This is a genomic window from Rhizobium sp. P32RR-XVIII (assembly GCF_012641395.1).
Taxonomy (GTDB): Bacteria; Pseudomonadota; Alphaproteobacteria; order Rhizobiales; family Rhizobiaceae; genus Rhizobium.
The window spans coordinates 562,352-583,332 of sequence record NZ_JABAIH010000002.1; the positions used below are offsets into that span (position 1 = coordinate 562,352).

Below are 20,981 nucleotides of genomic sequence, written 5' to 3' on the forward strand. Positions count from 1 at the left end.
CGGCAATTGGCAAGAGAAGGAGGTGGGACCCCATTCCACGCGCATGTGGCGGCTTCAGCGCGCCCATCTTCACGGCCTCGGCATGGCCGTCAATGACATTGCCAGCGCGGGACGGCATAGAGGGGCCGCAGGCGTGCGCAAGGTGGGGATACCGGCGAAGGCTTGAGGCGCGTGAAGGATGGTAGGGGAACCCAATAAGGCGAAAAGTCCTGTCAGCGGGCCGCTGCAGCGCGGCATCGTCTTATTGTGGAGCATGCTGATTGTCGGCTTTAGCCCGATATCGGCGGCGGTCGCTTTGCTGTTCTCGTTTGGAACGGCAATTATGTTGGCCATTCCCCGCCACCTCGCCTTGAGCGCTTTGGGCTTTAAGCTCGGGGCTGGAATCCACCAAATCTGGACCAGAAATACCGTCGGCCCCTGCGTCGCGCGGTAGGGCTATCGATTCGAGTGGGCCCAAAAATGGGCCAAAATTTGTATGTTCAGCCTTAGCTTATTAGCTATTGCTGCAAACTGCTGATTTTATTGAGATTTATGGTGCCACCGGCAGGGTTCGAACCCGCGACCCCCTGATTACAAATCAGGATGGAAAGCCTTATTTCACAGTACTTCTACGGTGTCATGCGCCATTTGTGCGCCATCCACCGGCTCGGCAGGGAATATAGACGACGAAATTTGATCCATGACATTGCGATGGCTGTCGCTTGCAAACAGATGTCCGTAGCGCGTCATTGTCAGTGCCAGGGTGGAATGTCCGGCGAAAGTCTGAATCGTCTTTGGCTGTAATCCGGCCTCGATCCATGTGCTGATCGCGAAGTGCCGGAGGCTGTGCCAGCCGAACGGCTTGAACTTCTTGCCGCTCTCTTTGGCCTTGCTCGCGGCAGCGGCCAGGAGCGGGCGGAACTCGCGTTTCAGAATGTTCTTGTGATCGAGGAAACCCCCCTTGGAATTCGGAAACACTAATTCATCAGCTTCTGAGCTTTTGGCCGCGTCTTTCCACTTTCGAAGTTCGGCTAGCATCGCCGAGGAGAGGGGTACGTGCCGGACGCCCGCTTCTGACTTCGTGGTATCTTCATTTTTATAGGCGTCGACGCGGCCATCGACGGTTAGCTCGCCGGCGTTAAAGGCGACGTGTCTCCAACGGAGCGCATAGAGCTCGGATGCGCGCACGCCTGCCGACGCTGATAGACGCATGCGGATAGCGAGACTACCTTTGGCTTGGGCGAGGGCGGCGGCCAGATCAGCCTTAGATGGCGCGACCACTTTCTTAGCACCTTCGCCGCGCTTGCCGGTGACGCGGATATTTGCTGCCGGATTGATCGCCATGAGGTCATTGCTCACCGCATTCTGTAGTGCGCGGGAGAGACTGCCAAGGATCCGGCGAGTGGTCACGACGCCCACTTTGGATTCGCGGAGGCGATCGCGGAAGTCGCTAACGACCTTGGCAGTGCACTGAGAGAGCTTTACCGGGCCGATGCCACCGTCAAAGATGATGCGCGTCTTTTCCGGTTGCTTGGCTCGGTGCTCTTCGGTCGGCGCCACGTAGTTTCGAAGCTGACCCTCGACGGTTCGAAGGTAATGCTCTGTTACGTGCTCGCCGCGATCGCGTCGATCGGTGAGTAACTTAATATAGTCGGTCACGGCATCGTCTACGGTCGTGCTGGAGGCCTCCGCTCGATACGTCCCGCTAACAACTTGGTGGGTTACTTCGGTGCGGCGAGCTTCCGCATCGCGTTTCCGCTCGTGCTGCTCCTTGTGACGCTTGCCGGCCGCATCGGTGTAAGCGAGCACCCACGCTTCGCGTTCTTCACCCTTGCCGGTCTTCCATCTTCTCTTGGTAATCGTTGCCATTCATGACCCCCTGATTCGACGGCGCATGAAAGCACGGCACAAGGAGGGAAGCAAGGGTGGGGCCTTGACTTTTTGGTCAGTTTACAGCGTAATGGGAATTCTGGGTAGGGGCGACATGGGCGCACCTATCCACTCTCAGAATTACCATGTTTACAAAAAAGGTGTCAACCCCATCAAGGAGAAAAAATTGCATTCAGCAAACGACAATATCATTGAGGGCGATTTGCTCGTGGGTGCCAAGGCGATTGCCCGGTTTCTTGGCATAACGCAGCGTCAGGCCTACCGCCTAACCACCGACAAGATAGTTCCCAGCATGAAGTTGGGCGGCACGGTTGCTGCGCGCCGGTCTTCGCTTGCCCGCTGGATGTCTGAGGCTGAGGCGAGGATGGCAGCATGAACATCGGCCAATACAAGCAGGCGAAGACGCGCGAGATCATCGAAGACGCAATCAGCCAGCTCTGCGCTGTTGGCTTCACTCCGGATAACGCCGCTGGCCTTCTGGTCTTTCAGGGCATGATCCGCATCGAGAGTCCGGCCAAGCGCAAGGAGATGGCTGCCCTTGCCGCCCGTGAGGCGGAAGACACTGAAGACTAAGTCACCAATAGGAGACAAGATGGAAATTGTGGAATTCCAACTGGCTAGCGGCTTTGCTGGCCAGGCGAGAGTGCTCGCTCGTTTTTCAATCCAGATAAACCCCGACGTCAGACTTTGCGGGCTTCGGCTCGTCGACACAGCATACGGCCTGCGAACCTACTTCCCGCAGATTAATGGCGGCGGGCGGCCGGTAACCATGTCGGCAACACTCCTACACCAGATCACGGCGCTGGCCGTCGCAATGCTAGAGGGGCACAAGATCGCCGATGCAAACAACAAAGCAGCTTGAGACCAACCTAGACGAGCTACGGGCCGCACCCGATAGCCGCGAACGCATGGTGTTCGAAATCCACGATCGCCTTGCCGAACACGGCCATTGCGCCGTCGACGTAGTGCTGGCACCCGCCAAAGCCGATGGCTCGCCTGATTGGGAAAACACAGATCCGGCGAATGTATCGAGCCTACCGGCCGACCAATGGCCAGACGAGCCTATCGAGGCGAACCGCGCTTGTGTGATCGTCAGCGACATCGACGGCTGCGACCCCGACTCGACCTTCATCGTCATATTCCATCATGATACGGGCATCCCCGGTATGTTCCAATGCCATGGCCCGGAAGCTGACCGCGTTGTGGCTGATAGCATCATCGGCCGCGATCTGGGCCACAGGCCAAAAACTCCCCCACCGTCAAAGTTGGCCGAAAGTCTGGAAAGGCTGCGGACAGAAGTGCTTGCCAAGCCCGCCCCTGTTGCAGCGAACGACAACACGCCAGGCGACCAGAAGGCCGGCAAGTTCGTGATCACCCGCTTTCGCGATCTCGGCAAAGCCAAGCCCAAGCCGTCGGTTATCAAGGGCGTGCGGTACGCTGGCGAGGCATCGTATACGGTCGCAAAGCCAGGCGGCGGCAAGTCCGCGACGGAAACCGACATCGGCTATCACATCGCCACTGGCCGCGACTGGCACGGTCGAAAGGTGGCGAAGGGACTCGTCGTCTATTTCGCGGCTGAGCGCAAGAATCTGCAGGATCGCCGCGTGATGGCTTATCGCGAGCACTACCGCGATAATTATGACGTTCCAATGGTGGTGATTGGCGGCAAGCCGGACTTGACGGATTCGGCCCGTCGCGATGCGGCAGCTATGGTGGGGATCATCAGGGCACTGGAAAAGGAATACGGCCTGCCGTGCCATCTGGTTACCATCGACACTCTGGCGCGCACCTTCGGCGGAAAGAACCAGAACGCCACGGAAGACATGTCGAAATTCGTCCACAACATCGACCTGCTGATGGACGCATTCCCGACCGCTCACATCAGCATCATCCATCATGAGGGGTGGGAGACCGGCCGCGCTAAGGGTTCGATCGATCTTGATGGCGCGGTTGACGCCAGCTTCCGTATCACCCGCAACGGCGAACTCTTCAAGCTTGTCTGCGACGGCACAAACGACGGCGAGGAAGGCGACATCCTGACATATGGCCTAAAGTCGGTAACGATCGGCGTTGATGACGACGGCGAGACGGTGTCCGCGCCTGTTCTAGTGAGGATGGCGGATGCAGCCGCGATAGCCGAGAAGGCCAAGACGAAGCAGGCGCAAGCCGAGGCGGAAGCAATGGCTATCCTGACAGAGCTCTCCGCGGGCGGCCATGCCGTTGGTGGCGGATTATGGCTGGCCAAGTTCCGTGAGACTGATCCCGACGCCAAGGAAGAAACGGTCAAGTCGAGATGGCAGCGGGCCGTGAGGGTGCTTGAAGACGCGGGCCGCGTTGTGTCGTCCGGTATGCCAAAGACCTACAAGCCAGTCGAGGTGCAAGAACAAGGTGCAAGCGAGGTGCATGCACCTGAAGACGATGCACCTGCACCTAGCGACCCATAAAACGGCAAGGTGCAAAGGTGCAGGTGCAACCCCCTTTTAAGGGTTGCACCAATGCACCTGCACCTGCCGAGGGTGAATTTGAATTTTGAACTAGGAGGGACCAATGACCATTCCGCAAAACTTAAGAACCGCAGCAGCCCGCACTACAGCCGAACGGCTGGCCAGCGAATTGATTGCAGCGAATGACAACACACCTCCACGCGGCAGGAAGCGGGTGTCGCGTCACACCCGGCCTGCCATGAACTGGTCGATGAAACACGACCCGTTCGGCGCGGCATGTCTGTGGCTGGTTGCCCGCCAGCGACTGCCGGACGACACAATAGTGGCTAATGATAATCATGAGCCAGTTGAGGGCGGGTTAGAAGTGCGCAGGAACGGCACGGCACGCGGGAAGTCCAAAGCGAAGAAAAACCTTGGAGCACATCTTGCGTTGCCTGCCGTTTTGCCTCGACTGGGCGACGGTGAGCCGCAACCGGCGCGAACGGGCAACTGGGGCGCGTGGTACGATATGCGGCCGCAGAACGACGTGGATGAGCTTTCCGACAACTTCGAAGTGTACGGCTCGTGTGCTGATGCCATTGCGGCCGGATGTGACTTCATGGGCGCGGAAAGCGGCTTGGGAACACCACGGCCCGGCAAATCAAAAGGCAGCCCGTTGAAGGTGGATGAGCATGAATTTGACGAACCGCCTGACGATATCAACCTAGTCATTGAGACTATGCTAGCGCGAGGAGATCTTGCGACCGTTGGCCGAGCGTTTGGCGCTCAGGGCAGGTACGCGGACAAGAAAGGCGCCGAATTGCTGCGGAAAGCGATGGAATGGGCAAAGGAGCAAATTGCCGAAAGCAATTTTCGTGCCAATGTTACAAATCGCGTAGCGTAGTTTCGCTATAAGCATAAGACTTAAACAAGCCGCCTCACCGGGCGGCTTTTCTATTGGGTGGAGTTCATTTCAGAGATTTTCGCCACCCAGCCAGGCTGCTGTCGCTACCGGCACCTGGCACCTATTCGCTGCTCGACCCAGCGATAGCCGCACAACTGCCTCCTCAGTTGAAAGCCTGCGTCTGGACATAGCGCAGGCCCTGCGGCGACCCATTGCCGTACATCGGATGTACATGGCGGCAATACCATCCGCCCGCGTGACGCGTGGCGTTGATCGAGCCGAGCCGCCGGAGCGTCCTGCAACGGTGGCTCGGCTTTCGTTTTTCATCCATTGATAAGGATCCGCCATGCTTGACGAGCTCAAGGACGATATCACGCGCTCGCTTACCGGCACGCTGCGGCCTGCAGCGCTCTATCGCGCAACAACTATTGACGATGGCTACGGCAACCAAGTCCCAGGCGGATGGGGTTCGCCCCATGCGTGCGAAGGTGTGCGTGGAAGCTATGACGCTCAGTATGCTGGCGAGGCCGGTATCCCACGCACGGCTGCGCGGATTGAGTTGCTTGCTGGCACGCTCGATATGGCGCCCGAGCGATTGGACAAGATTGAGATTGATGGCGGCGCGTGGCTGATAGTCGAGATCGAAGTCGATCCCGCTGGCGTGCTGTGGGTGTGCCAGTGCTCAGAGGCGACGCCATGAGCAATCCGGTTCCAATGCCCAAGAAACCCCCTCGCAGCGGGACCGGTGGGGGAGTGTTGCTTTCTCTCTCCCGAAAAAAATCCAAGGAAAAAACGGCTGCTGAAATCGCCATTGCCTTCCTCGAAACCCTCAAGATTCCGGAAGGCCCGAACGCCGGCAAGCCGCTGAAACTGGCTGAATTCCAGAAGTCCTTTGTCCGTGGCGCGCTCGACCCGGCGAACATGGTCGGCGTTTTGAGCATTGGACGCGGCAACGCGAAAACGGCACTATCGAGCGGCTTGGCTCTAGCGGCGCTTGTCGGAAAGCTCGACGCGCAGCCAAAGCGGGAAATCATCTTCGCGGCTCGTAACAGGGACCAGGCCAAGATAGCCTTTGGGTTCTTGTGCGGCTTTATCGAGAGCCTTCCCGCCGACGAGCAAGAACTGTTCACAATCCGGCGCGGCTCACGCTTGGAAGTCGAATATGGCGGCAACGGCGGCGGGCTTGCTCGATGCATCGCGGCCGACGGCAAGTCGATCCTTGGCGGCGCTCCTAACCTTGCGATCCTCGACGAGCGGGCCGCATGGGAGCGCGACAAGGGCGACAACCTCGAAAACGCCATTTTGTCGGGCCTTGGAAAGCGAGGCGGCCGGTGTTTGATCATCTCGACTTCGGCACCCGATGACAGCAACACGTTCAGCCGGTGGCTCGATGAACCACCACCCGGCACCTACGTTCAAGAGCACCGGCCGCCATTCGGCCTGCCTGCCGACGATGCGGAAAGCCTGCTGATCGCCAATCCCGGCGCGGCTGAAGGCATCGGAGCATCGCTGGAGTGGCTACAAGCTCAAGCACGGCGCGCCATTGCTCGCGGCGGCTCGGCTCTGTCGTCCTTCCGCAATCTCAACAGGAACGAGCGCGTTTCGACCGAAGATCGCAGCGTGCTTGTCACGGTGGATGAATGGTTGAGTGCCGAAGTGTCTCCCGACGATCTCCCGCCACGTGAAGGCGAGTGCATTCTCGGCATCGATCTGGGCGGCTCCCGTTCCATGTCAGCGGCAGCGTTCTACTGGCCTCAAACGGGCCGGCTGGAAGCTGTCGGCACGTTCCCGACAAAACCCAGCCTTGCCGACCGTGGCGCGGCAGACGGCGTGTCTGGCCGGTATGTGGAAATGCAGGAACGCGGCGAGCTTTCCGTTCTGGGCGAGAACACCGTTCCACCCGGCGCATGGCTCGCGAGCGTCGTCAGGCTGGTTGATGGCTCGACCATTAGCTCCATCGTTGGCGACCGTTTCCGGCACGCTGAATTCGTGGAAGCCATGCAGGGCGCCGGGCTCTCTCGGATCCCGTTCATATGGCGCGGTTTCGGCTGGAAAGACGGCTCGGAAGACATCGAACGTTTCCGGCGCGCACTGTTTGACGGTCTGGTGAAAACCCGTCCATCACTGCTGCTGCGATCGGCCATGGCAGATGCCATCACGCTGATTGACCCGGCCGGCAACGCGAAGCTGGCAAAGGCCCGATCGCTGGGCCGTATCGACCCGGCTGCCGCTGCGATCCTGGCAGTTGCGGAAGGCTCTCGGCGCATGGCTCGGCCTACCAAGAAGCTGCGGGCCGCATCGTGGGTGTGATGCATCACGATGCCCGATGGTGGCCGGTTCGAACGGCCGCTGTCCGTAGAGACGACTTCAAATGCCAGGAATGCGGCGCCCGCGGCCGGCTAGAAGTTCATCACGTAATACCGGTTCGGCAGGCACCGGAACTAGCTTACTCGCTGGGCAACCTGAAGACGCTCTGCACTGACTGCCACCTGCAATACACGCTGGCCGAACGTGGCCAGCTTCCATCGCCAGAGCGTGAAGCTTGGCAATCCCTCCTAAACAAAGGAATCTAAATGCTTGAATCTGTTAAAATCCAGCGTCGCCAGAGCGAAATCCGTCAGGCGCTCGCCGCTCTTGTCGGCAAGTCCGACGCCACGGCCGACGAGATCCGATCCATGGAGACAATGGACGCGGAATACCGTTCGAACGAAACCCGTTACCGCGCCTCGCTGATCGCTGAAGACACCGAACGCCGGGACGCCAAGGGCGAACTGGAAACCCGTTCGGATCGCGAATATGCCGACCTGATTGACCGCTTCGAAATGCGCCAGGTCGCGCTGTTCCTCGATGAGGGCAAGGCGCTGGCCGGTGAGACTGCCGAAGTCGTGCAGGAACTCCGTGCCAAGGGTGGCTATCGTGGTTGCCCGGTTCCGCTTGAGGCGTTCGCGCTCGAACAGCGCGCCGGCGAGACCGTTGCTTCCGGTACGCCTTCGCCAAAGATGACTGCCCCGATTATCGATCGCCTGTTCCCGGCCAGCGTGGCCGCGCAAATGGGTGTCCAGATGATCAACATTGCATCTGGCTCGGAAGAATGGCCGCTCACCGCTTCATCGGTAACGGCTGGTTGGCAGGCTACCGAAACCGGCAACGTGGCTGGCCCGACTGTCTACTCGACGGCGCAGCGCAGCGTGGCTCCGAACTCGACGCTGGGCGTGCAGATGAAGATCACGCGGAAGGCGCTCAAGCAGTCCGGTGACGCTCTGGAACAGGCCGTCCGCCGTGATATGAACGGTGCGATGGCTGTTGCACTCGACAAGGCGGTTTTCCAAGGCGCTGGTGCTTCCGGTGAGCCTGCTGGCCTTCTCGTCGGATCGTATGGCATCACCTCGACGGCAGTTGCGGCTGCTGCATCGTGGGCTGCGTTCAGGAGCGCGATTGTTCGCTTTATGACCGATAACGCCATCACTGGTCCTGGCGCCGTAAACCTGCTGATCCGTCCGGAAGTCTTCGACAAGATGGATGGCACGTACATCACGTCGACGGCCGTTACCGAGTGGGACCGCCTCACCAAGAACGTTGGTTCGCCGGTTATGACCACGAACGCGCTTGCCGCTCCGACCGGCTCGCCGCTCGCAACCAAGGCACTGCTGACGACTTCGATTGGTGGCGTGGCTCCTGCGGTTCTCGCCACTTGGGGCGCCGTCGATTTGATCCGTGACGTTTATTCGGACGCTGCTTCTGGTGGCCTGCGCCTGACTGGTCTGGTCACGGCTGACGTGAGCGCACTGCGTTCGCAGCAGCTTCAGATCCTCACGGGCGTGCAGGTCTAAATGCTCTACGGCGCTCCGACAACTTTTGAAATCCGCACGGAAGGCGGCTCGACCAGGTTGTCGGGCGCTTTCCCTTATGGCTCGGAAACAACGCTCGGCAACGGCAGGCGGGAACGCTTTGCCGGTCGCGCTTTCCGCGCCCGCATCGAGGCAGGCGAGAATATCTTTCTCCTCGCCGGTCATGATCCTGAAAAACCGCTGGCCTCTACGGAGGCCGGCTCGCTCACGCTTCGCGACGACGACAACGCGCTTCACATCGAGGCACGCGTTGCGGCGACAACTAGCTGGGCGCATGACGCACTGGCTGCTCTTGCGGCTGGGCTCACCAAGGGCATTAGCCCTGGCTTTCGCGTGTCTCCTGGCGGTGACATGGTTACCCGCTCGGCGGATGGCCTATTGCGCACCGTCACGACGGCTGACTTGTTCGAGGTGAGTTTGGTCACACGGCCCGCATACGACCAGGCACAGATCGCGGCCCGGTCCTGGACTCTCGCCAATGAAGAGGCACCGGACGCTGGACTGCGGCGCGTACTGAGCAGATGGAGGGCTTGATGGCTGTAACAATCAAACAAACGGAAGGCGCGCCGGAATCCTATCCCGTGCTGGATCCGGCTGTGTCTGATTCCGTGTGGCAGCGCATCGAAGCCTACACGGCCCACCGCTATACTACTCGATCGATTGAGTGGATCGTCGAAGGCTGCGGGGAATGGCATCCGCCCTTGGCGCCGGCAACCATCTCGACAGTGGAAGTCTGGCGCGGGGATGTTTGGGCCTCCGATATCCTCTCCCCTTCGCCGATGGGTGGCTATTGTTTGACTGGCGGCACGTACCGTTTCACCGGCACAGTTGGCGGCGGCGAAGTTCCTGCGGCTGTGTCTGAGGCAGCGCAGCGGCTATCCGCATACATGGCGGCCAGTATCAAGTCGGCAGGGCTGACACGCGAGCGCGTGACAGCGGGCAGCGTCACCGTCGACAAGTCCCGCTCGGCTTCTTGGGCGGCGCAGGCAATGGCAAATAGCGGCGCTGGCGACTTACTGCGCAATTTCAGGAGGGTCTAATGAGTATCCTTGATTTCTTCCGAAGGCCCGTTGAAAAGCGCTCTGCCATGTCAGGCTTCACGGCCGAATTGATGGCGGCTCGAGAAAGCTACATCAGCGGCCGGCGCGGCATTGCCGAACTGACCGCCACGGCACAGTCATGCATCAGCCTATGGGAAGGTGCATTTGCGCTTGCTGATGTCAGCGGCACAACCCTCCTCGATAGGCGCACGCTGGCACTCCTGGCCCGCTCGCTGGCGCTGAGAGGCGAGGCGGTATTCTTGATACGCGACAAGCTCGTGCCGTGCAGCGATTGGGATCTGTCCACACGTGACGGTGTGCCGCGTGCATACCGTGTCTCAATCTCCGAAGCAGGCGGCGGCACTACGCAAACCGCACTGGCCGGCGAGGTTCTGCATCTGCGCATTGGTGCGGATCCTGTTGCACCATGGCTCGGTTCTGCACCGCTGCGGCGTGCATCACTGACGGCTGGGCTGCTTCAGGCACTCGAAAGCGCACTGGCCGAAGTCTACGAGAACGCACCGCTCGGCTCGCAAATCGTTCCATACCCGGAAGGCCCCGAGACCGACATGACAACGCTGGGGCGGAGCTTCCGTGGGCAGCGTGGTCGCGTGCTGTTGCGCGAGTCTGTCAACGTCTCGGCGGCTGGCGGCCCGGCTCCCGCCGTGGATTGGAAGCCAGCGGACGTTACTCCTGACATTGAACGTTCCATGTCGGTGGAAAGCCTTGCCGCGGCCCGTGATGCGATCAGCGGCGCGTTCGGCGTGCTCCCTGGCCTGTTTAACGCCTCGACGACCGGCCCGCTTGTACGCGAGGCCCAACGGCATCTGGCACAATGGACGTTGCAACCTATCGCGGCGCTCTTGAGCGAAGAGGCCAGCGAGAAGCTTGGCGGCCCGGTCAGCATCGACATGATGACACCAACTCAGGCTTTCGATGCTGGCGGTTCGGCCCGCGCACTGACGGCCATCATCCAGGCTCATGCGGCGGCGAAAGAGGCCGGCTTGGCGCCGGGCGTAGTTGATGCTGCGCTGGCCAAGCTGGATTGGAAATAAGCTTATGGCGGGCCGCCTCGTGCGGCCTGCAACCTTGACGATCAGATGGTTTCGTGCAATACGAGCGTGCCCCAATAAAAATAACAATAAAGGGAGGCCCGTTATGAAGCCAGCCGTGGCTCGCGAAATCAAATCCATTGCACAAGAAGCTGGAGCGGACAGTTGGGAACTGATCCGTGAGAACAAGCATCTTGTCATCGACTTCCACTTTGGCAGTCGCGTGATCCGGCAAGTGGTAGCTGCTACGCCATCCGGCCCGCGTGCTCGCCGGAACGAAGCGGCGTGGCTGAGGCGGCAAGCGGCCGCATGATCCATCATGCGCCACGCGTGCGCCACGGAATTCCCGCTGACGCTGGGAAAGCCCGGAAAACATGGTAATTCTCGTTACTGTTTGGCGCATGAAAAACCCGCCAACTAAGGGCGGGTTTATCGATAAGTGATTGATATCACTGTGAAAATTTGGTGCCCCCGGCAGGGTTCGAACCCGCGACCCCCTGATTACAAATCAGGTGCTCTACCAACTGAGCTACAAGGGCAATGCGTGCCAACTACCAGATTCTGCCCGGGAGTAAAGGGGAAATCCGGCTTGGGCGCGATTTCGTGATCGATCATAGCGCCGATCCCTCTTCATGTCATGAATGGAAGCTGAAGGGCCGCTTCAGGCGGAGTTCAGGGCCTAGGAGGCACGCTTTGCTCACCGTCATCTAGGAGGTGAGTCATGAGAATTGCCCATTTTGCCCTTGCCGCGCTGCTCTCGTTCGGTTCGGCCGTCGCTGCCGTCGAGCCCGTAGTTGCCGCTCCCGTATATGCCCCTGTTGCCTCCGTCGAGAAGAGCGATGTGGTACAGGTGCGCCATCGTGAGCATCGCCGTGACTGGCGCCATTCGCGGTGGGATGAACGCCGTCATTGGCGCCACGGCTGGGGTTATGAACGCCGCCATTGGCGGCCCTGGCGCGCCGAGCGCCGGTGGAGAGAACGCCATTACTGGCGTTATCAGTACCTGCCGCCATATTGGATGTAATCTTTGTGAGAGCAAAAAGCCCCGGAGTTTTCTCCGGGGCTTTTTCGATGGATGCGTGATGCCGCTATCGGGCCGCCGGCGTGTTGATGCTCGACTCGATCTTGTCACCGGCTCCCGGCTGACCGGCGCCTGAAGGCTGCAGGATGGCGATGCTGAGAACGGAGGCCACCATTATGGCAACAACGGCAATCATGATTCGCATGCGTCTCATCCTCGTTGATATACCAGGCAACGCGCAGCGGTGCTTTGCGGTTCCCGGGGCTATTGCACCGGCGCCGTCGTCCCCGGAGCAGCCGGCGCAAGCGAATCCGGCTGATGCGTCGGCCGCGAGCGGTCGACCCACGCCATGCTGAGAATGATGGCGACGAAGATTGCTATGAACAGAATGCCAAATACAAGGGGCCGGATTGCCATGCCGGGTATCGTCCTTCTCTCTTGCCGTATCTGACCGATTAAACTCGTCATTGGTTCATTTTAAGACGGGACGTTACTTCTTTAGGTGAAGTTGCGCGGCATACATCGCAATTGCCGCGGCATTCGAGACGTTGAGCGACTTGATGGCGCCCGGCATGTCAAGCCGCGCCAAGGCGTTGACGGTCTCGCGCGTCTTCTGGCGCAGCCCTTTGCCTTCGGAACCGAGGACCAGCGCGATCTTCTCTCCTGAAAAGGTGCCTTCGATGGGCGCCGGTCCTTCGGAATCGAGGCCGATCGAGAAGAAGCCGAGCCTGTGCAATTCACCGAGCGCATCGGCGAGATTGGTGATCTGTATATAAGGAATGAGTTCGAGGGCGCCGGAGGCGGATTTCGCGAGCACGCCCGATTCGGTCGGGCTATGTCGCTGCGTGGTGATAACGGCACCCGCATTGAAGGCGACGGCCGAACGCATGATGGCGCCAACATTGTGCGGGTCGGTGACCTGATCCAGCACCAGAAGCAACGGACTGTTCTTCAGCGCCTCGAGCCGGCGGACGGGCAGGGGACGGGTCTCGAGCATGACGCCCTGATGGATCGCCTCGGGACCGAGGACCTTGTCGATGTCCTGCGGCGACACGATCTCGACCGGAATGCCAAGCTGCCCGGCATCGATTTCGAGGCGGGCGAGCGCATTCGGGGTGACGCTAAGCTTGACGTTTTTCCGCTCGGGATTCTCCAGCGCGGCGCGTACGGTATGCAGGCCATAGAGATGGACCTGATCGGCTGCGAGCGCCGGCGGCTTCCAGTCGTCGCCACCGCGTTTGCGCTTCTGCGGATGCGGTGTCGGGATTTCGCCGCGCTCGCGCTTGGCATCGCGATGCGCGCGCCTCAGGTTGGCGTAATGCGTGTCCTTGGCGGACGTTTCGGTTGCGGGCTTGCCGCCGGATTTATGGTCTTTGCTCATGCGGCTTTATAGCGGCGGCGTTTCACCGCGCATAGGGTTTCTTTCTTCGGCTGCCGCTTTCAAGAGGAGATGAAATTTTTCGTGTTTTTTCTATTGTCTTCATGTTGACATGGGGAAATGCTCCGGTCATATACGCGGCGCAGATCGAGGGGCGGCAACGCTTCTGGATCTTCGAGCTTGGTCTTACGATCCAGACGAAAAACTGGAGAGATGCCCGAGTGGTTAAAGGGGACGGACTGTAAATCCGTTGGCTCAGCCTACGTTGGTTCAAATCCAACTCTCTCCACCATTCGTCACTTGGATCGGACCACCCCGCGGGTATAGCTCAATGGTAGAGCAGCAGCCTTCCAAGCTGAATACGCGGGTTCGATTCCCGCTACCCGCTCCAAGCTTTTCAGTAGAGACATCCTAAGAGCGCTGGTGTTGCGTCACTCGCGGTTTCGGCGCGAGCCGCCGCTACCTTTCCGCTTGCCTCCAAGGAACTGCTTTCCTAACAGGGCGTTTCTCTCAGTTAGATCGGGCACGACCGGCATTCCGTCGGCACCCCGAACTGGAGAAATCCCATGAGAACGATGTTCATCGCGATAGGTGTGTTATCGGCCCTAACAGGATCGGCTCTCGCAGCCGATCCCGCGAAGATGGTCGACACGAAAATGGGCAAGGCCTTGGCCGACGAAAAGGGTATGGTCCTTTACACCTTCGACAAGGATACCAAAGGCAAATCGAACTGCGACAAGGATTGCCTGAAGAAATGGCCGGCATTCCACGCCGGAGCCAAGGCCAAGGCAGAAGGGGAATGGTCTCTTGTGAAGGCCGCCGACGGCAAGGAAATGTGGGCCTACGAGGGTAAGCCGCTCTACACATATGCCGACGACAAGAAAGCCGGTGAAACGAATGGCGATGGCGTAGGGGGAGTTTGGCACCTGGCCAAATAGCAGGACCGGCGACCATATGGGCGATCTTCGGATCGCCCATATCGCGTGACAGATCTCGAAAACAACAATGGAAAACGCCCGCCTTATTGGCACGGGGCGCTGGTGCAACATGCGACCCCTTCTAACGCGGTCGAAGCTGCCGTTCGATAACGGCGCGTGCAAGCTGTAGGCCCGCCGTCATCGATCTTCAGCACTGTCCCGCGACCTCCGAGACTTCACGCTCCCTGATCAGCGAAGTGTATGCCACGGAGGTCCTTCTCGCGCCGAATTTTAACACCTCTCCAAAATTTGCTTTGAATGCCGTGGGCGCCGCTGCTTAACTAACTCCCATTTGGGGGACCCTCTATGAAAAGCATGATTCTAGCCGGTGCGCTTTTGCTCCCCTCGTCAGCTCTTGCCGTCGAGGCCGTGGAAGTCAATGCTCGCGCTTATAGCTGCAACCAGCTTGCGCAGATCATCCGGCAACAGAAGGCGGTTTTTGTCCGCGTCGGCTTCGGCGGCCGCAGCTTCCGCTATCCACCGGCCCGCTGCAGCCTCGGTGACAAATGGGACACCACCAGTTTGCGTGATGCCGACGGACGCCTGTGCGTCCTCGACTACGCCTGCGTTTACGATCCGGATTCGTTTTACAACAAGATCCCGAAGTAACCGCGCGCGGGCCAGCCGCATCGCGGGTGGCCGTCCTGCAGAATGCAGACTTGCCGATTGACACGGCATATGGAAACGATTCCCGCCGCGCTCCAATTTCCCTTCGCTTTTCAATGATTTTCGGTGTTCTGGAAGCCGGCTCTCTTGCGAGGTGCCGGTCGTCGCCCATATGCGGTTGTAAGCCGGGAAAGGCCTTCGCAATTAGGTCTTGCGGAATTTCGCCGAAAGCCTTAAACGGCGGCACTAAACCGGTTCGCCGGGGTCACCCTTTTCGTTCACAGGAAGCATTCAAATGGCAAAGAGTAAGTTTGAGCGCAACAAGCCGCACGTTAACATCGGCACGATCGGCCACGTTGACCACGGCAAGACGTCTCTGACGGCAGCGATCACCAAGTACTTCGGCGAGTTCAAGGCGTACGACCAGATCGACGCGGCTCCGGAAGAAAAGGCCCGCGGCATCACCATTTCGACGGCGCACGTCGAATACGAGACGGCCAACCGCCATTATGCTCACGTCGACTGCCCCGGCCACGCCGACTACGTCAAGAACATGATCACCGGTGCCGCACAGATGGACGGCGCGATCCTGGTTTGCTCGGCCGCCGACGGCCCGATGCCGCAGACCCGCGAGCACATCCTGCTCGCTCGTCAGGTTGGCGTTCCGGCCATCGTCGTGTTCCTCAACAAGGTCGACCAGGTTGACGACGCCGAGCTTCTCGAACTCGTCGAGCTCGAAGTGCGCGAACTGCTGTCGTCCTACGACTTCCCGGGCGACGACATCCCGGTCGTCAAGGGTTCGGCTCTTGCCGCTCTCGAAGACAGCGACAAGAAGATCGGCGAAGACGCGATCCGCGAGCTGATGGCTCAGGTCGACGCCTACATCCCGACGCCTGAGCGTCCGATCGACCAGCCGTTCCTGATGCCGATCGAAGACGTGTTCTCGATCTCCGGCCGCGGTACGGTTGTCACCGGCCGCGTCGAGCGTGGCATCGTCAAGGTTGGCGAAGAAGTCGAGATCGTCGGCATCCGCCCGACCTCGAAGACGACGGTGACCGGCGTTGAAATGTTCCGCAAGCTGCTCGACCAGGGCCAGGCCGGCGACAACATCGGCGCGCTGATCCGCGGTGTGAACCGTGACGGCGTCGAGCGTGGCCAGATCCTGTGCAAGCCGGGTTCGGTGAAGCCGCACAAGAAGTTCAAGGCCGAAGCCTACATCCTGACGAAGGAAGAAGGCGGCCGTCATACGCCGTTCTTCACCAACTACCGTCCGCAGTTCTACTTCCGCACGACTGACGTGACGGGCATCGTCACGCTGCCGGAAGGCACGGAAATGGTCATGCCGGGCGACAACGTCACGGTTGACGTCGAACTGATCGTTCCGATCGCCATGGAAGAAAAGCTGCGCTTCGCCATCCGCGAAGGCGGCCGCACCGTCGGCGCCGGCATCGTCGCAAGCATCGTCGAGTAATCTTCGACTTATCGTGAATTCAAGAAGCCCCGCTGGAAACAGCGGGGCTTCTCTCGTTCTGGGGCAGGGGCCGCCGGGATTGCGCGGGGGTCTCCTCCATGACCTTGCGCTGCCCCTCAAAGACATTATTTTTGCTCCGAACTCATGCAGCGGAGGAGATTTCATGAAGAAGCGTATTCTTTTTACCGGCGGCTCTGGCAAGGCCGGCCGGCATGTCGTGCCGTGGCTCATCAACGCCGGCTATGACGTGCACAATGTCGATCTTGTTCCGCTCGACAGCCCCGGTGTCACCAACCTGATCGCCGATATCACCGATAGCGGTCAGGTCTTCAACGTATTGTCGATGCATCGCGATTTTCCCGGCCTCGACACGGGAGAGGGCGTCAAGGGCTTCGACGCCGTCGTGCATTTTGCCGCCATCCCGCGCATTCTCATCAAGCCGGACAACGAGACCTTCCGCATCAACACGATGGGCACCTACAATGTCATCGAGGCTGCGGTGAAACTCGGCGTGCGGAAAATCATCCTTGCGTCGAGCGAGACGACCTACGGCGTCTGCTTCGCGGAGGGACAGAAGGATTTTCATCAGTTTCCGCTGGAAGAGGACTACGACGTCGATCCTATGGACAGCTATGGCCTGTCGAAGGTGCTGAACGAGAAGACGGCACGCGCCTTTGCCGAGCGTTCCGGTGCCGATATCTATGCGCTGCGCATAGGTAATGTCATCGAACCGCATGAATATGAGAAATTTCGCGGCTTTGTTGCCAATCCCGAGACGCGCAGGCGCAACGCCTGGAACTATGTCGATGCCCGCGATCTGGCGCAGATCGTCCATCTGTGCATCGGGAAGGACGGACTGGGCTTCCAGGTATTCAATGCCGTGAATGACACCGTGACGGCCAACATGCCGTCGAAGGAACTCGCCAGGCGCTTTTTCCCGAATGTGCCCTTTACCCGCGAGATCGGGGAATACGAGGGCTTGCTCTCGAACCGCAAGATCCGCGAAGTCCTCGGCTTCAAGGAAGAGCATGACTGGCGCAAGTACGTGAAGATCTGATCGCAGGGCCATCCGGTGACGCGGGATTGGAAAAATAGAAAAACGCACTTGCCAATCCCGCACTCCCGCCTTAAAGGAGCGCCATGCTTGCACGAAGCGCTTCGGCCGCAAGGTCAAAGGGCTGAATGTAAAGCGTAAAGGGGTATAGCTCAGCTGGTAGAGCGGCGGTCTCCAAAACCGCAGGTCGGGGGTTCGAGCCCCTCTGCCCCTGCCATCTTCTTCGAACGGAAAAGCGCGGACGTTCTCGCAGCGTTCCGGCGGAGAGGGCATATGGCAAATTTCGCTAAACTTCGCATTCCCTCTTGTGAAATTGGGAATTGATGTTTATGTAGGTTCAACAGACACGCGGTGCGTGGGGCTGAGACGTTCAGCTTTACGCGCCGTAATTGCGTGGGCAGTCGATGGCATCCAAATCCAATCCGTTTGCGTTCCTGCAGCAGGTTCGCGCCGAAACGTCCAAAGTTACTTGGCCGTCTCGTCGTGAAACCATGATCTCGACGATCATGGTGCTGGTCATGGTGGTTTTCGCCGCGCTGTTTTTCTTTGCTGCTGACCAGCTGATTGGCTGGGCCCTGAGCTTCGTGCTCAACACCAGCAATTGATCGGGTGGAGATATTAGATGGCGGCACGTTGGTACATCGTCCACGCGTATTCGAATTTTGAAAAGAAGGTCGCAGAAGACATCGAGAACAAGGCTCGTCAGAAGGGTCTCGAGCATCTTTTCGAGAAGATCCTTGTGCCGACCGAAAAGGTGGTTGAAGTGCGCCGTGGCCGCAAGGTCGACAGCGAGCGCAAGTTCTTCCCGGGTTACGTCATGGTTCGTGCGAACCTGACGGACGAAGCCTACCACCTGATCAAGAACACGCCGAAGGTCACAGGCTTCCTCGGCTCCGACAACAAGCCCGTTCCGATTCCGGACTCCGAGGCCGAGCGCATTCTCGGTCAGGTCCAAGAAGGTGTCGAGCGGCCGAAGGCTTCCGTTACCTTCGAGATCGGCGAGCAGGTCCGCGTTTCCGACGGTCCGTTCGCATCGTTCAACGGCACGGTTCAGGATGTGGACGAGGAGCGTTCGCGCCTGAAGGTGGAAGTGTCGATCTTCGGCCGCGCGACCCCAGTTGAACTGGAATACGGTCAGGTCGAAAAGGTCTGATTTTAGCAATCGGACGTCGGTCATTCCTGATTGACGTCTGCGGTGAAAGCCGCAAGCCGCGTGGAAGGTGAGGGGTCTTAGCCGGGCTCTTAAAATCCGCACCACGCAACCGCAGCCGCCGGAGCAATCCGGCATCCCTGGCCGGGCAACCGGTCACCAATGAAAGGCAGAGAGTTATGGCTAAGAAAGTTGCAGGCCAGCTCAAGCTTCAGGTCAAGGCAGGATCGGCAAACCCGTCCCCGCCGATCGGCCCGGCGCTTGGTCAGCGTGGCATTAACATCATGGAATTCTGCAAGGCGTTCAATGCCGCCACGCAGGAAATGGAAAAGGGTATGCCGATCCCGGTCGTCATCACCTATTACCAAGACAAGTCCTTTACCTTCGCGATGAAGCAGCCGCCTGTCAGCTACTTCCTCAAGAAGGAAGCGAAGATTCAGTCCGGTTCCAAGACGCCCGGCAAGGGCGCTACCGCCGGCAAGCTGACCAAGGCTCAGATCAAGTCGATCGCCGAAGCCAAGATGAAGGACCTGAACGCCGCGGATATCGAGGGCGCAATGGCCATGATCGAGGGCTCTGCCCGCGCCATGGGCCTGGAAGTGGTGGCGTAACATGGCAAAGCTCGCAAAGCGTATTCAGAAGATCCGCGAAGGCGTCGACCCGACCAAGCTGGTCGCGCTGACGGACGCCATCTCGATGGTCAAGGCCCGGGCGATCGCCAAGTTCGACGAGACCGTCGAAATCGCGATGAACCTCGGCGTCGATCCGCGTCATGCTGACCAGATGGTCCGTGGCGTCGTCAATCTGCCGAACGGCACGGGCCGCGACGTTCGCGTCGCCGTTTTCGCCCGTGGCGCCAAGGCCGACGAAGCCAAGGCAGCCGGTGCCGACATTGTCGGCGCGGAAGACCTGGTTGAAATCGTTCAGGGTGGCAAGATCGATTTCGATCGCGTCATCGCGACCCCGGACATGATGCCGCTCGTCGGCCGTCTCGGTAAGGTGCTCGGCCCGCGCGGCATGATGCCGAACCCGAAGGTCGGAACGGTCACCATGGACGTTACTGGCGCGATCAAGGCCTCCAAGGGCGGCGCCGTCGAGTTCCGCGTCGAGAAGGCTGGTATCGTTCATGCCGGTATCGGCAAGGCGTCCTTCGATGCAAAGGCTCTGGAAGAAAACATCCGTGCCTTCGCCGATGCCGTCATCAAGGCAAAGCCGGCTGGTGCAAAGGGCAACTACGTCAAGCGCGTAGCGATCTCTTCGACCATGGGCCCGGGCGTCAAGATCGACCCGTCGTCGGTCACGGTCGCCTAACAAGTTTCATCGGGCGTATGCCCGGTAGCAAGAATTCCGGCCTCGCAAGGGGCCGGGATATTCCGGAGAAATCCGGAATCCTGTCCGAGATTGCAGGTGGTTTTCCCTTAATCACTTGGCCTGCATGAGACGGGTAAGACCCGAATTGCATGAAGTTCTGCTTCTAGGAATTTGGTTCGAGCCTTGGATGCCTTGTGCCTTCGGCCTTTCTTTGGCGCGAAGCGCGAGGGGACAGGATCCTCAAGCGCCGCTTGGGATCGCTTCTGATCCCGGGAGGCAAAAGGCAACCCGGTGGGGCCTGTCAAAAGGTCCTGCCAACTGGAGATAGGCAGTGGAAAGAGCGGAAAAACGCGAATTCGTCACGGAACTGAACGAAGTCTTCAAGGCTTCGGGCTCGGTTGTCGTGGCCCACTATGCTGGTGCTACAGTCGCGCAGATGAACGACTTCCGTTCCAAGATGCGCGCTGCTGGCGGCACCGTCAAAGTCGCGAAGAACCGCCTGGCCAAAATCGCCCTTCAGGGTACGGAAGCGGAAGGGATCTCTGGTCTCTTCACCGGTCAGACGCTCATTGCATACAGCAATGACCCGATCACCGCTCCGAAAGTCGTCGTGGATTTCGCCAAGACCAACGATAAGATCGTTGTCCTCGGTGGCGCCATGGGAACAACGACGCTCAACGCCGATGCAGTCAAGTCGCTTGCGACCCTGCCTTCGTTGGACGAACTGCGCGCGAAGCTGCTGGGCATGATCCAGACTCCGGCTACCCGTATCGCAGGCGTTGTTGCAGCACCGGCAAGCCAGCTTGCTCGTGTGTTTTCGGCTTACGCCAAGAAGGACGAAGCCGCATAAGGCGGTTTTTTGCTGTTTATAAACAAC

At 59.6% G+C, this 20,981-nt stretch carries 28 protein-coding genes and 4 tRNA genes; 26 read left to right on the plus strand and 6 right to left on the minus strand.

Annotation, left to right across the window (positions count from 1 at the left end):
- The first annotated feature begins 22 nt into the window (after window positions 1-22).
- Window positions 23-166 carry a hypothetical protein gene (locus tag HGP14_RS07840; RefSeq protein WP_168829286.1) on the plus strand — a complete coding sequence of 48 codons (144 nt, stop codon included), beginning with the start codon at window positions 23-25 and terminating at the stop codon, window positions 164-166.
- Window positions 167-597: 431 nt separating this feature from the next.
- Here HGP14_RS07840 and HGP14_RS07845 read toward each other — a convergent pair whose 3' ends face one another.
- Window positions 598-1,848: a site-specific integrase gene (locus HGP14_RS07845; RefSeq protein WP_168829287.1), complete on the minus strand. Its 1,251-nt coding sequence runs from the start codon at window positions 1,846-1,848 to the stop codon at window positions 598-600.
- 115 nt (window positions 1,849-1,963) lie between these two features.
- Here HGP14_RS07845 and HGP14_RS07850 point away from each other — a divergent pair, with 115 nt between their 5' ends.
- The 5 genes from HGP14_RS07850 (at window position 1,964) to HGP14_RS07870 (ending at window position 5,196) form a co-directional block, all read left to right on the plus strand.
- A complete protein-coding gene (locus HGP14_RS07850) occupies window positions 1,964-2,245 on the plus strand; it encodes a helix-turn-helix domain-containing protein (protein WP_246704378.1) in 282 nt (93 codons plus the stop codon).
- Window positions 2,242-2,442 (plus strand): hypothetical protein, encoded by a 201-nt coding sequence (locus HGP14_RS07855; protein ID WP_168829288.1) that lies wholly within the window; start codon window positions 2,242-2,244, stop codon window positions 2,440-2,442. Before HGP14_RS07850 ends, HGP14_RS07855 begins: the two co-directional genes overlap by 4 nt.
- A gap of 19 nt (window positions 2,443-2,461) precedes the next feature.
- Entirely contained in the window at window positions 2,462-2,731 is a 270-nt protein-coding gene (locus tag HGP14_RS07860; protein ID WP_168829289.1) for a hypothetical protein, read from the plus strand.
- A complete protein-coding gene (locus HGP14_RS07865) occupies window positions 2,709-4,313 on the plus strand; it encodes an AAA family ATPase (RefSeq protein WP_168829290.1) in 1,605 nt (534 codons plus the stop codon). Before HGP14_RS07860 ends, HGP14_RS07865 begins: the two co-directional genes overlap by 23 nt.
- Before the next feature lie 103 nt (window positions 4,314-4,416).
- Window positions 4,417-5,196 (plus strand): hypothetical protein, encoded by a 780-nt coding sequence (locus HGP14_RS07870; RefSeq protein WP_168829291.1) that lies wholly within the window; start codon window positions 4,417-4,419, stop codon window positions 5,194-5,196.
- Between the two features lie 163 nt (window positions 5,197-5,359).
- Here HGP14_RS07870 and HGP14_RS07875 read toward each other — a convergent pair whose 3' ends face one another.
- Window positions 5,360-5,527 carry a hypothetical protein gene (locus HGP14_RS07875; RefSeq protein ID WP_168829292.1) on the minus strand — a complete coding sequence of 56 codons (168 nt, stop codon included), beginning with the start codon at window positions 5,525-5,527 and terminating at the stop codon, window positions 5,360-5,362.
- Window positions 5,528-5,542: 15 nt separating this feature from the next.
- On the opposite strand from HGP14_RS07875, the gene HGP14_RS07880 reads away from it, so the two are divergent.
- From HGP14_RS07880 to HGP14_RS07910, 7 genes are read left to right on the plus strand one after another with little or no spacing between them, the layout of a single operon-like run.
- Window positions 5,543-5,896: a hypothetical protein gene (locus HGP14_RS07880; RefSeq protein ID WP_168829293.1), complete on the plus strand. Its 354-nt coding sequence runs from the start codon at window positions 5,543-5,545 to the stop codon at window positions 5,894-5,896.
- Window positions 5,893-7,506 carry a terminase large subunit domain-containing protein gene (locus HGP14_RS07885; RefSeq protein ID WP_246704379.1) on the plus strand — a complete coding sequence of 538 codons (1,614 nt, stop codon included), beginning with the start codon at window positions 5,893-5,895 and terminating at the stop codon, window positions 7,504-7,506. Before HGP14_RS07880 ends, HGP14_RS07885 begins: the two co-directional genes overlap by 4 nt.
- Window positions 7,506-7,769 (plus strand): HNH endonuclease, encoded by a 264-nt coding sequence (locus HGP14_RS36635; protein ID WP_409527069.1) that lies wholly within the window; start codon window positions 7,506-7,508, stop codon window positions 7,767-7,769. Before HGP14_RS07885 ends, HGP14_RS36635 begins: the two co-directional genes overlap by 1 nt.
- On the plus strand, window positions 7,770-9,026 hold the full coding sequence (locus HGP14_RS07895; protein WP_168829295.1) for a phage major capsid protein: 1,257 nt from the start codon (window positions 7,770-7,772) through the stop codon (window positions 9,024-9,026).
- Window positions 9,027-9,578 (plus strand): HK97 family phage prohead protease, encoded by a 552-nt coding sequence (locus tag HGP14_RS07900; RefSeq protein ID WP_168829296.1) that lies wholly within the window; start codon window positions 9,027-9,029, stop codon window positions 9,576-9,578.
- Window positions 9,578-10,084: a hypothetical protein gene (locus HGP14_RS07905; protein ID WP_168829297.1), complete on the plus strand. Its 507-nt coding sequence runs from the start codon at window positions 9,578-9,580 to the stop codon at window positions 10,082-10,084. The genes HGP14_RS07900 and HGP14_RS07905 overlap by 1 nt, the downstream gene beginning before the upstream one ends.
- Window positions 10,084-11,139: a phage portal protein gene (locus HGP14_RS07910; protein WP_168829298.1), complete on the plus strand. Its 1,056-nt coding sequence runs from the start codon at window positions 10,084-10,086 to the stop codon at window positions 11,137-11,139. Before HGP14_RS07905 ends, HGP14_RS07910 begins: the two co-directional genes overlap by 1 nt.
- Before the next feature lie 460 nt (window positions 11,140-11,599).
- Here the strand turns inward: HGP14_RS07910 and HGP14_RS07915 are convergent.
- Window positions 11,600-11,675 (minus strand) — tRNA-Thr (locus HGP14_RS07915).
- A gap of 182 nt (window positions 11,676-11,857) precedes the next feature.
- Here HGP14_RS07915 and HGP14_RS07920 point away from each other — a divergent pair.
- Window positions 11,858-12,160 carry a hypothetical protein gene (locus tag HGP14_RS07920; RefSeq protein WP_168829299.1) on the plus strand — a complete coding sequence of 101 codons (303 nt, stop codon included), beginning with the start codon at window positions 11,858-11,860 and terminating at the stop codon, window positions 12,158-12,160.
- 64 nt (window positions 12,161-12,224) lie between these two features.
- On the opposite strand, the gene HGP14_RS07925 is transcribed toward HGP14_RS07920, so the two are convergent.
- The 3 genes from HGP14_RS07925 to rlmB form a co-directional block, all read right to left on the minus strand.
- On the minus strand, window positions 12,225-12,362 hold the full coding sequence (locus HGP14_RS07925) for a hypothetical protein (protein WP_168829300.1): 138 nt from the start codon (window positions 12,360-12,362) through the stop codon (window positions 12,225-12,227).
- 59 nt (window positions 12,363-12,421) lie between these two features.
- Window positions 12,422-12,574 (minus strand): hypothetical protein, encoded by a 153-nt coding sequence (locus HGP14_RS07930; protein WP_168829301.1) that lies wholly within the window; start codon window positions 12,572-12,574, stop codon window positions 12,422-12,424.
- Between the two features lie 73 nt (window positions 12,575-12,647).
- Complete coding sequence (gene rlmB, locus HGP14_RS07935; RefSeq protein WP_168829302.1) at window positions 12,648-13,538, minus strand: 23S rRNA (guanosine(2251)-2'-O)-methyltransferase RlmB; 891 nt, start codon at window positions 13,536-13,538, stop codon at window positions 12,648-12,650.
- Window positions 13,539-13,742: 204 nt separating this feature from the next.
- Between rlmB and HGP14_RS07940 the strand changes: the two genes are divergently transcribed.
- From HGP14_RS07940 to rplJ, 12 genes are all read left to right on the plus strand, one after another.
- Window positions 13,743-13,827, plus strand: a tRNA-Tyr gene (locus HGP14_RS07940).
- A gap of 25 nt (window positions 13,828-13,852) precedes the next feature.
- Window positions 13,853-13,926, plus strand: a tRNA-Gly gene (locus tag HGP14_RS07945).
- Window positions 13,927-14,101: 175 nt separating this feature from the next.
- The gene (locus tag HGP14_RS07950; RefSeq protein ID WP_168829303.1) at window positions 14,102-14,473 is read left to right on the plus strand and encodes a hypothetical protein; all 372 of its coding nucleotides are present in this window, start codon (window positions 14,102-14,104) and stop codon (window positions 14,471-14,473) included.
- A gap of 345 nt (window positions 14,474-14,818) precedes the next feature.
- The gene (locus HGP14_RS07955) at window positions 14,819-15,121 is read left to right on the plus strand and encodes a hypothetical protein (RefSeq protein WP_168829304.1); all 303 of its coding nucleotides are present in this window, start codon (window positions 14,819-14,821) and stop codon (window positions 15,119-15,121) included.
- Window positions 15,122-15,413: 292 nt separating this feature from the next.
- The gene (gene tuf / locus HGP14_RS07960; RefSeq protein WP_039844630.1) at window positions 15,414-16,589 is read left to right on the plus strand and encodes an elongation factor Tu; all 1,176 of its coding nucleotides are present in this window, start codon (window positions 15,414-15,416) and stop codon (window positions 16,587-16,589) included.
- Window positions 16,590-16,752: 163 nt separating this feature from the next.
- On the plus strand, window positions 16,753-17,646 hold the full coding sequence (locus tag HGP14_RS07965) for an NAD-dependent epimerase/dehydratase family protein (RefSeq protein WP_168829305.1): 894 nt from the start codon (window positions 16,753-16,755) through the stop codon (window positions 17,644-17,646).
- A 138-nt stretch (window positions 17,647-17,784) separates the two neighbouring features.
- Window positions 17,785-17,860 (plus strand) — tRNA-Trp (locus tag HGP14_RS07970).
- 187 nt (window positions 17,861-18,047) lie between these two features.
- Window positions 18,048-18,248 (plus strand): preprotein translocase subunit SecE, encoded by a 201-nt coding sequence (gene secE / locus HGP14_RS07975; RefSeq protein WP_168829306.1) that lies wholly within the window; start codon window positions 18,048-18,050, stop codon window positions 18,246-18,248.
- A gap of 17 nt (window positions 18,249-18,265) precedes the next feature.
- Entirely contained in the window at window positions 18,266-18,796 is a 531-nt protein-coding gene (gene nusG, locus HGP14_RS07980; protein ID WP_168829307.1) for a transcription termination/antitermination protein NusG, read from the plus strand.
- Between the two features lie 176 nt (window positions 18,797-18,972).
- Window positions 18,973-19,404, plus strand: a complete 432-nt coding sequence (gene rplK, locus HGP14_RS07985) for a 50S ribosomal protein L11 (RefSeq protein WP_168829308.1) — start codon at window positions 18,973-18,975, stop codon at window positions 19,402-19,404.
- 1 nt (window position 19,405) lies between these two features.
- Window positions 19,406-20,104 carry a 50S ribosomal protein L1 gene (rplA, locus tag HGP14_RS07990; protein ID WP_168829309.1) on the plus strand — a complete coding sequence of 233 codons (699 nt, stop codon included), beginning with the start codon at window positions 19,406-19,408 and terminating at the stop codon, window positions 20,102-20,104.
- Between the two features lie 331 nt (window positions 20,105-20,435).
- The gene (gene rplJ / locus HGP14_RS07995) at window positions 20,436-20,954 is read left to right on the plus strand and encodes a 50S ribosomal protein L10 (RefSeq protein WP_016553543.1); all 519 of its coding nucleotides are present in this window, start codon (window positions 20,436-20,438) and stop codon (window positions 20,952-20,954) included.
- Window positions 20,955-20,981: the final 27 nt, after the last annotated feature.

Bases quoted from the DNA above. Each gene is read 5' to 3' on its own strand.
- HGP14_RS07845 (WP_168829287.1), bottom strand. From the start codon at position 1,848: ATGGCAACGATTACCAAGAGAAGATGGAAGACCGGCAAGGGTGAAGAA.
- HGP14_RS07850 (WP_246704378.1), top strand. From the start codon at position 1,964: ATGGGCGCACCTATCCACTCTCAGAATTACCATGTTTACAAAAAAGGT.
- HGP14_RS07855 (WP_168829288.1), top strand. From the start codon at position 2,242: ATGAACATCGGCCAATACAAGCAGGCGAAGACGCGCGAGATCATCGAA.
- HGP14_RS07860 (WP_168829289.1), top strand. From the start codon at position 2,462: ATGGAAATTGTGGAATTCCAACTGGCTAGCGGCTTTGCTGGCCAGGCG.
- HGP14_RS07865 (WP_168829290.1), top strand. From the start codon at position 2,709: ATGCAAACAACAAAGCAGCTTGAGACCAACCTAGACGAGCTACGGGCC.
- HGP14_RS07870 (WP_168829291.1), top strand. From the start codon at position 4,417: ATGACCATTCCGCAAAACTTAAGAACCGCAGCAGCCCGCACTACAGCC.
- HGP14_RS07875 (WP_168829292.1), bottom strand. From the start codon at position 5,527: ATGGATGAAAAACGAAAGCCGAGCCACCGTTGCAGGACGCTCCGGCGG.
- HGP14_RS07880 (WP_168829293.1), top strand. From the start codon at position 5,543: ATGCTTGACGAGCTCAAGGACGATATCACGCGCTCGCTTACCGGCACG.
- HGP14_RS07885 (WP_246704379.1), top strand. From the start codon at position 5,893: ATGAGCAATCCGGTTCCAATGCCCAAGAAACCCCCTCGCAGCGGGACC.
- HGP14_RS36635 (WP_409527069.1), top strand. From the start codon at position 7,506: ATGCATCACGATGCCCGATGGTGGCCGGTTCGAACGGCCGCTGTCCGT.
- HGP14_RS07895 (WP_168829295.1), top strand. From the start codon at position 7,770: ATGCTTGAATCTGTTAAAATCCAGCGTCGCCAGAGCGAAATCCGTCAG.
- HGP14_RS07900 (WP_168829296.1), top strand. From the start codon at position 9,027: ATGCTCTACGGCGCTCCGACAACTTTTGAAATCCGCACGGAAGGCGGC.
- HGP14_RS07905 (WP_168829297.1), top strand. From the start codon at position 9,578: ATGGCTGTAACAATCAAACAAACGGAAGGCGCGCCGGAATCCTATCCC.
- HGP14_RS07910 (WP_168829298.1), top strand. From the start codon at position 10,084: ATGAGTATCCTTGATTTCTTCCGAAGGCCCGTTGAAAAGCGCTCTGCC.
- HGP14_RS07920 (WP_168829299.1), top strand. From the start codon at position 11,858: ATGAGAATTGCCCATTTTGCCCTTGCCGCGCTGCTCTCGTTCGGTTCG.
- HGP14_RS07925 (WP_168829300.1), bottom strand. From the start codon at position 12,362: ATGCGAATCATGATTGCCGTTGTTGCCATAATGGTGGCCTCCGTTCTC.
- HGP14_RS07930 (WP_168829301.1), bottom strand. From the start codon at position 12,574: ATGGCAATCCGGCCCCTTGTATTTGGCATTCTGTTCATAGCAATCTTC.
- rlmB (WP_168829302.1), bottom strand. From the start codon at position 13,538: ATGAGCAAAGACCATAAATCCGGCGGCAAGCCCGCAACCGAAACGTCC.
- HGP14_RS07950 (WP_168829303.1), top strand. From the start codon at position 14,102: ATGAGAACGATGTTCATCGCGATAGGTGTGTTATCGGCCCTAACAGGA.
- HGP14_RS07955 (WP_168829304.1), top strand. From the start codon at position 14,819: ATGAAAAGCATGATTCTAGCCGGTGCGCTTTTGCTCCCCTCGTCAGCT.
- tuf (WP_039844630.1), top strand. From the start codon at position 15,414: ATGGCAAAGAGTAAGTTTGAGCGCAACAAGCCGCACGTTAACATCGGC.
- HGP14_RS07965 (WP_168829305.1), top strand. From the start codon at position 16,753: ATGAAGAAGCGTATTCTTTTTACCGGCGGCTCTGGCAAGGCCGGCCGG.
- secE (WP_168829306.1), top strand. From the start codon at position 18,048: ATGGCATCCAAATCCAATCCGTTTGCGTTCCTGCAGCAGGTTCGCGCC.
- nusG (WP_168829307.1), top strand. From the start codon at position 18,266: ATGGCGGCACGTTGGTACATCGTCCACGCGTATTCGAATTTTGAAAAG.
- rplK (WP_168829308.1), top strand. From the start codon at position 18,973: ATGGCTAAGAAAGTTGCAGGCCAGCTCAAGCTTCAGGTCAAGGCAGGA.
- rplA (WP_168829309.1), top strand. From the start codon at position 19,406: ATGGCAAAGCTCGCAAAGCGTATTCAGAAGATCCGCGAAGGCGTCGAC.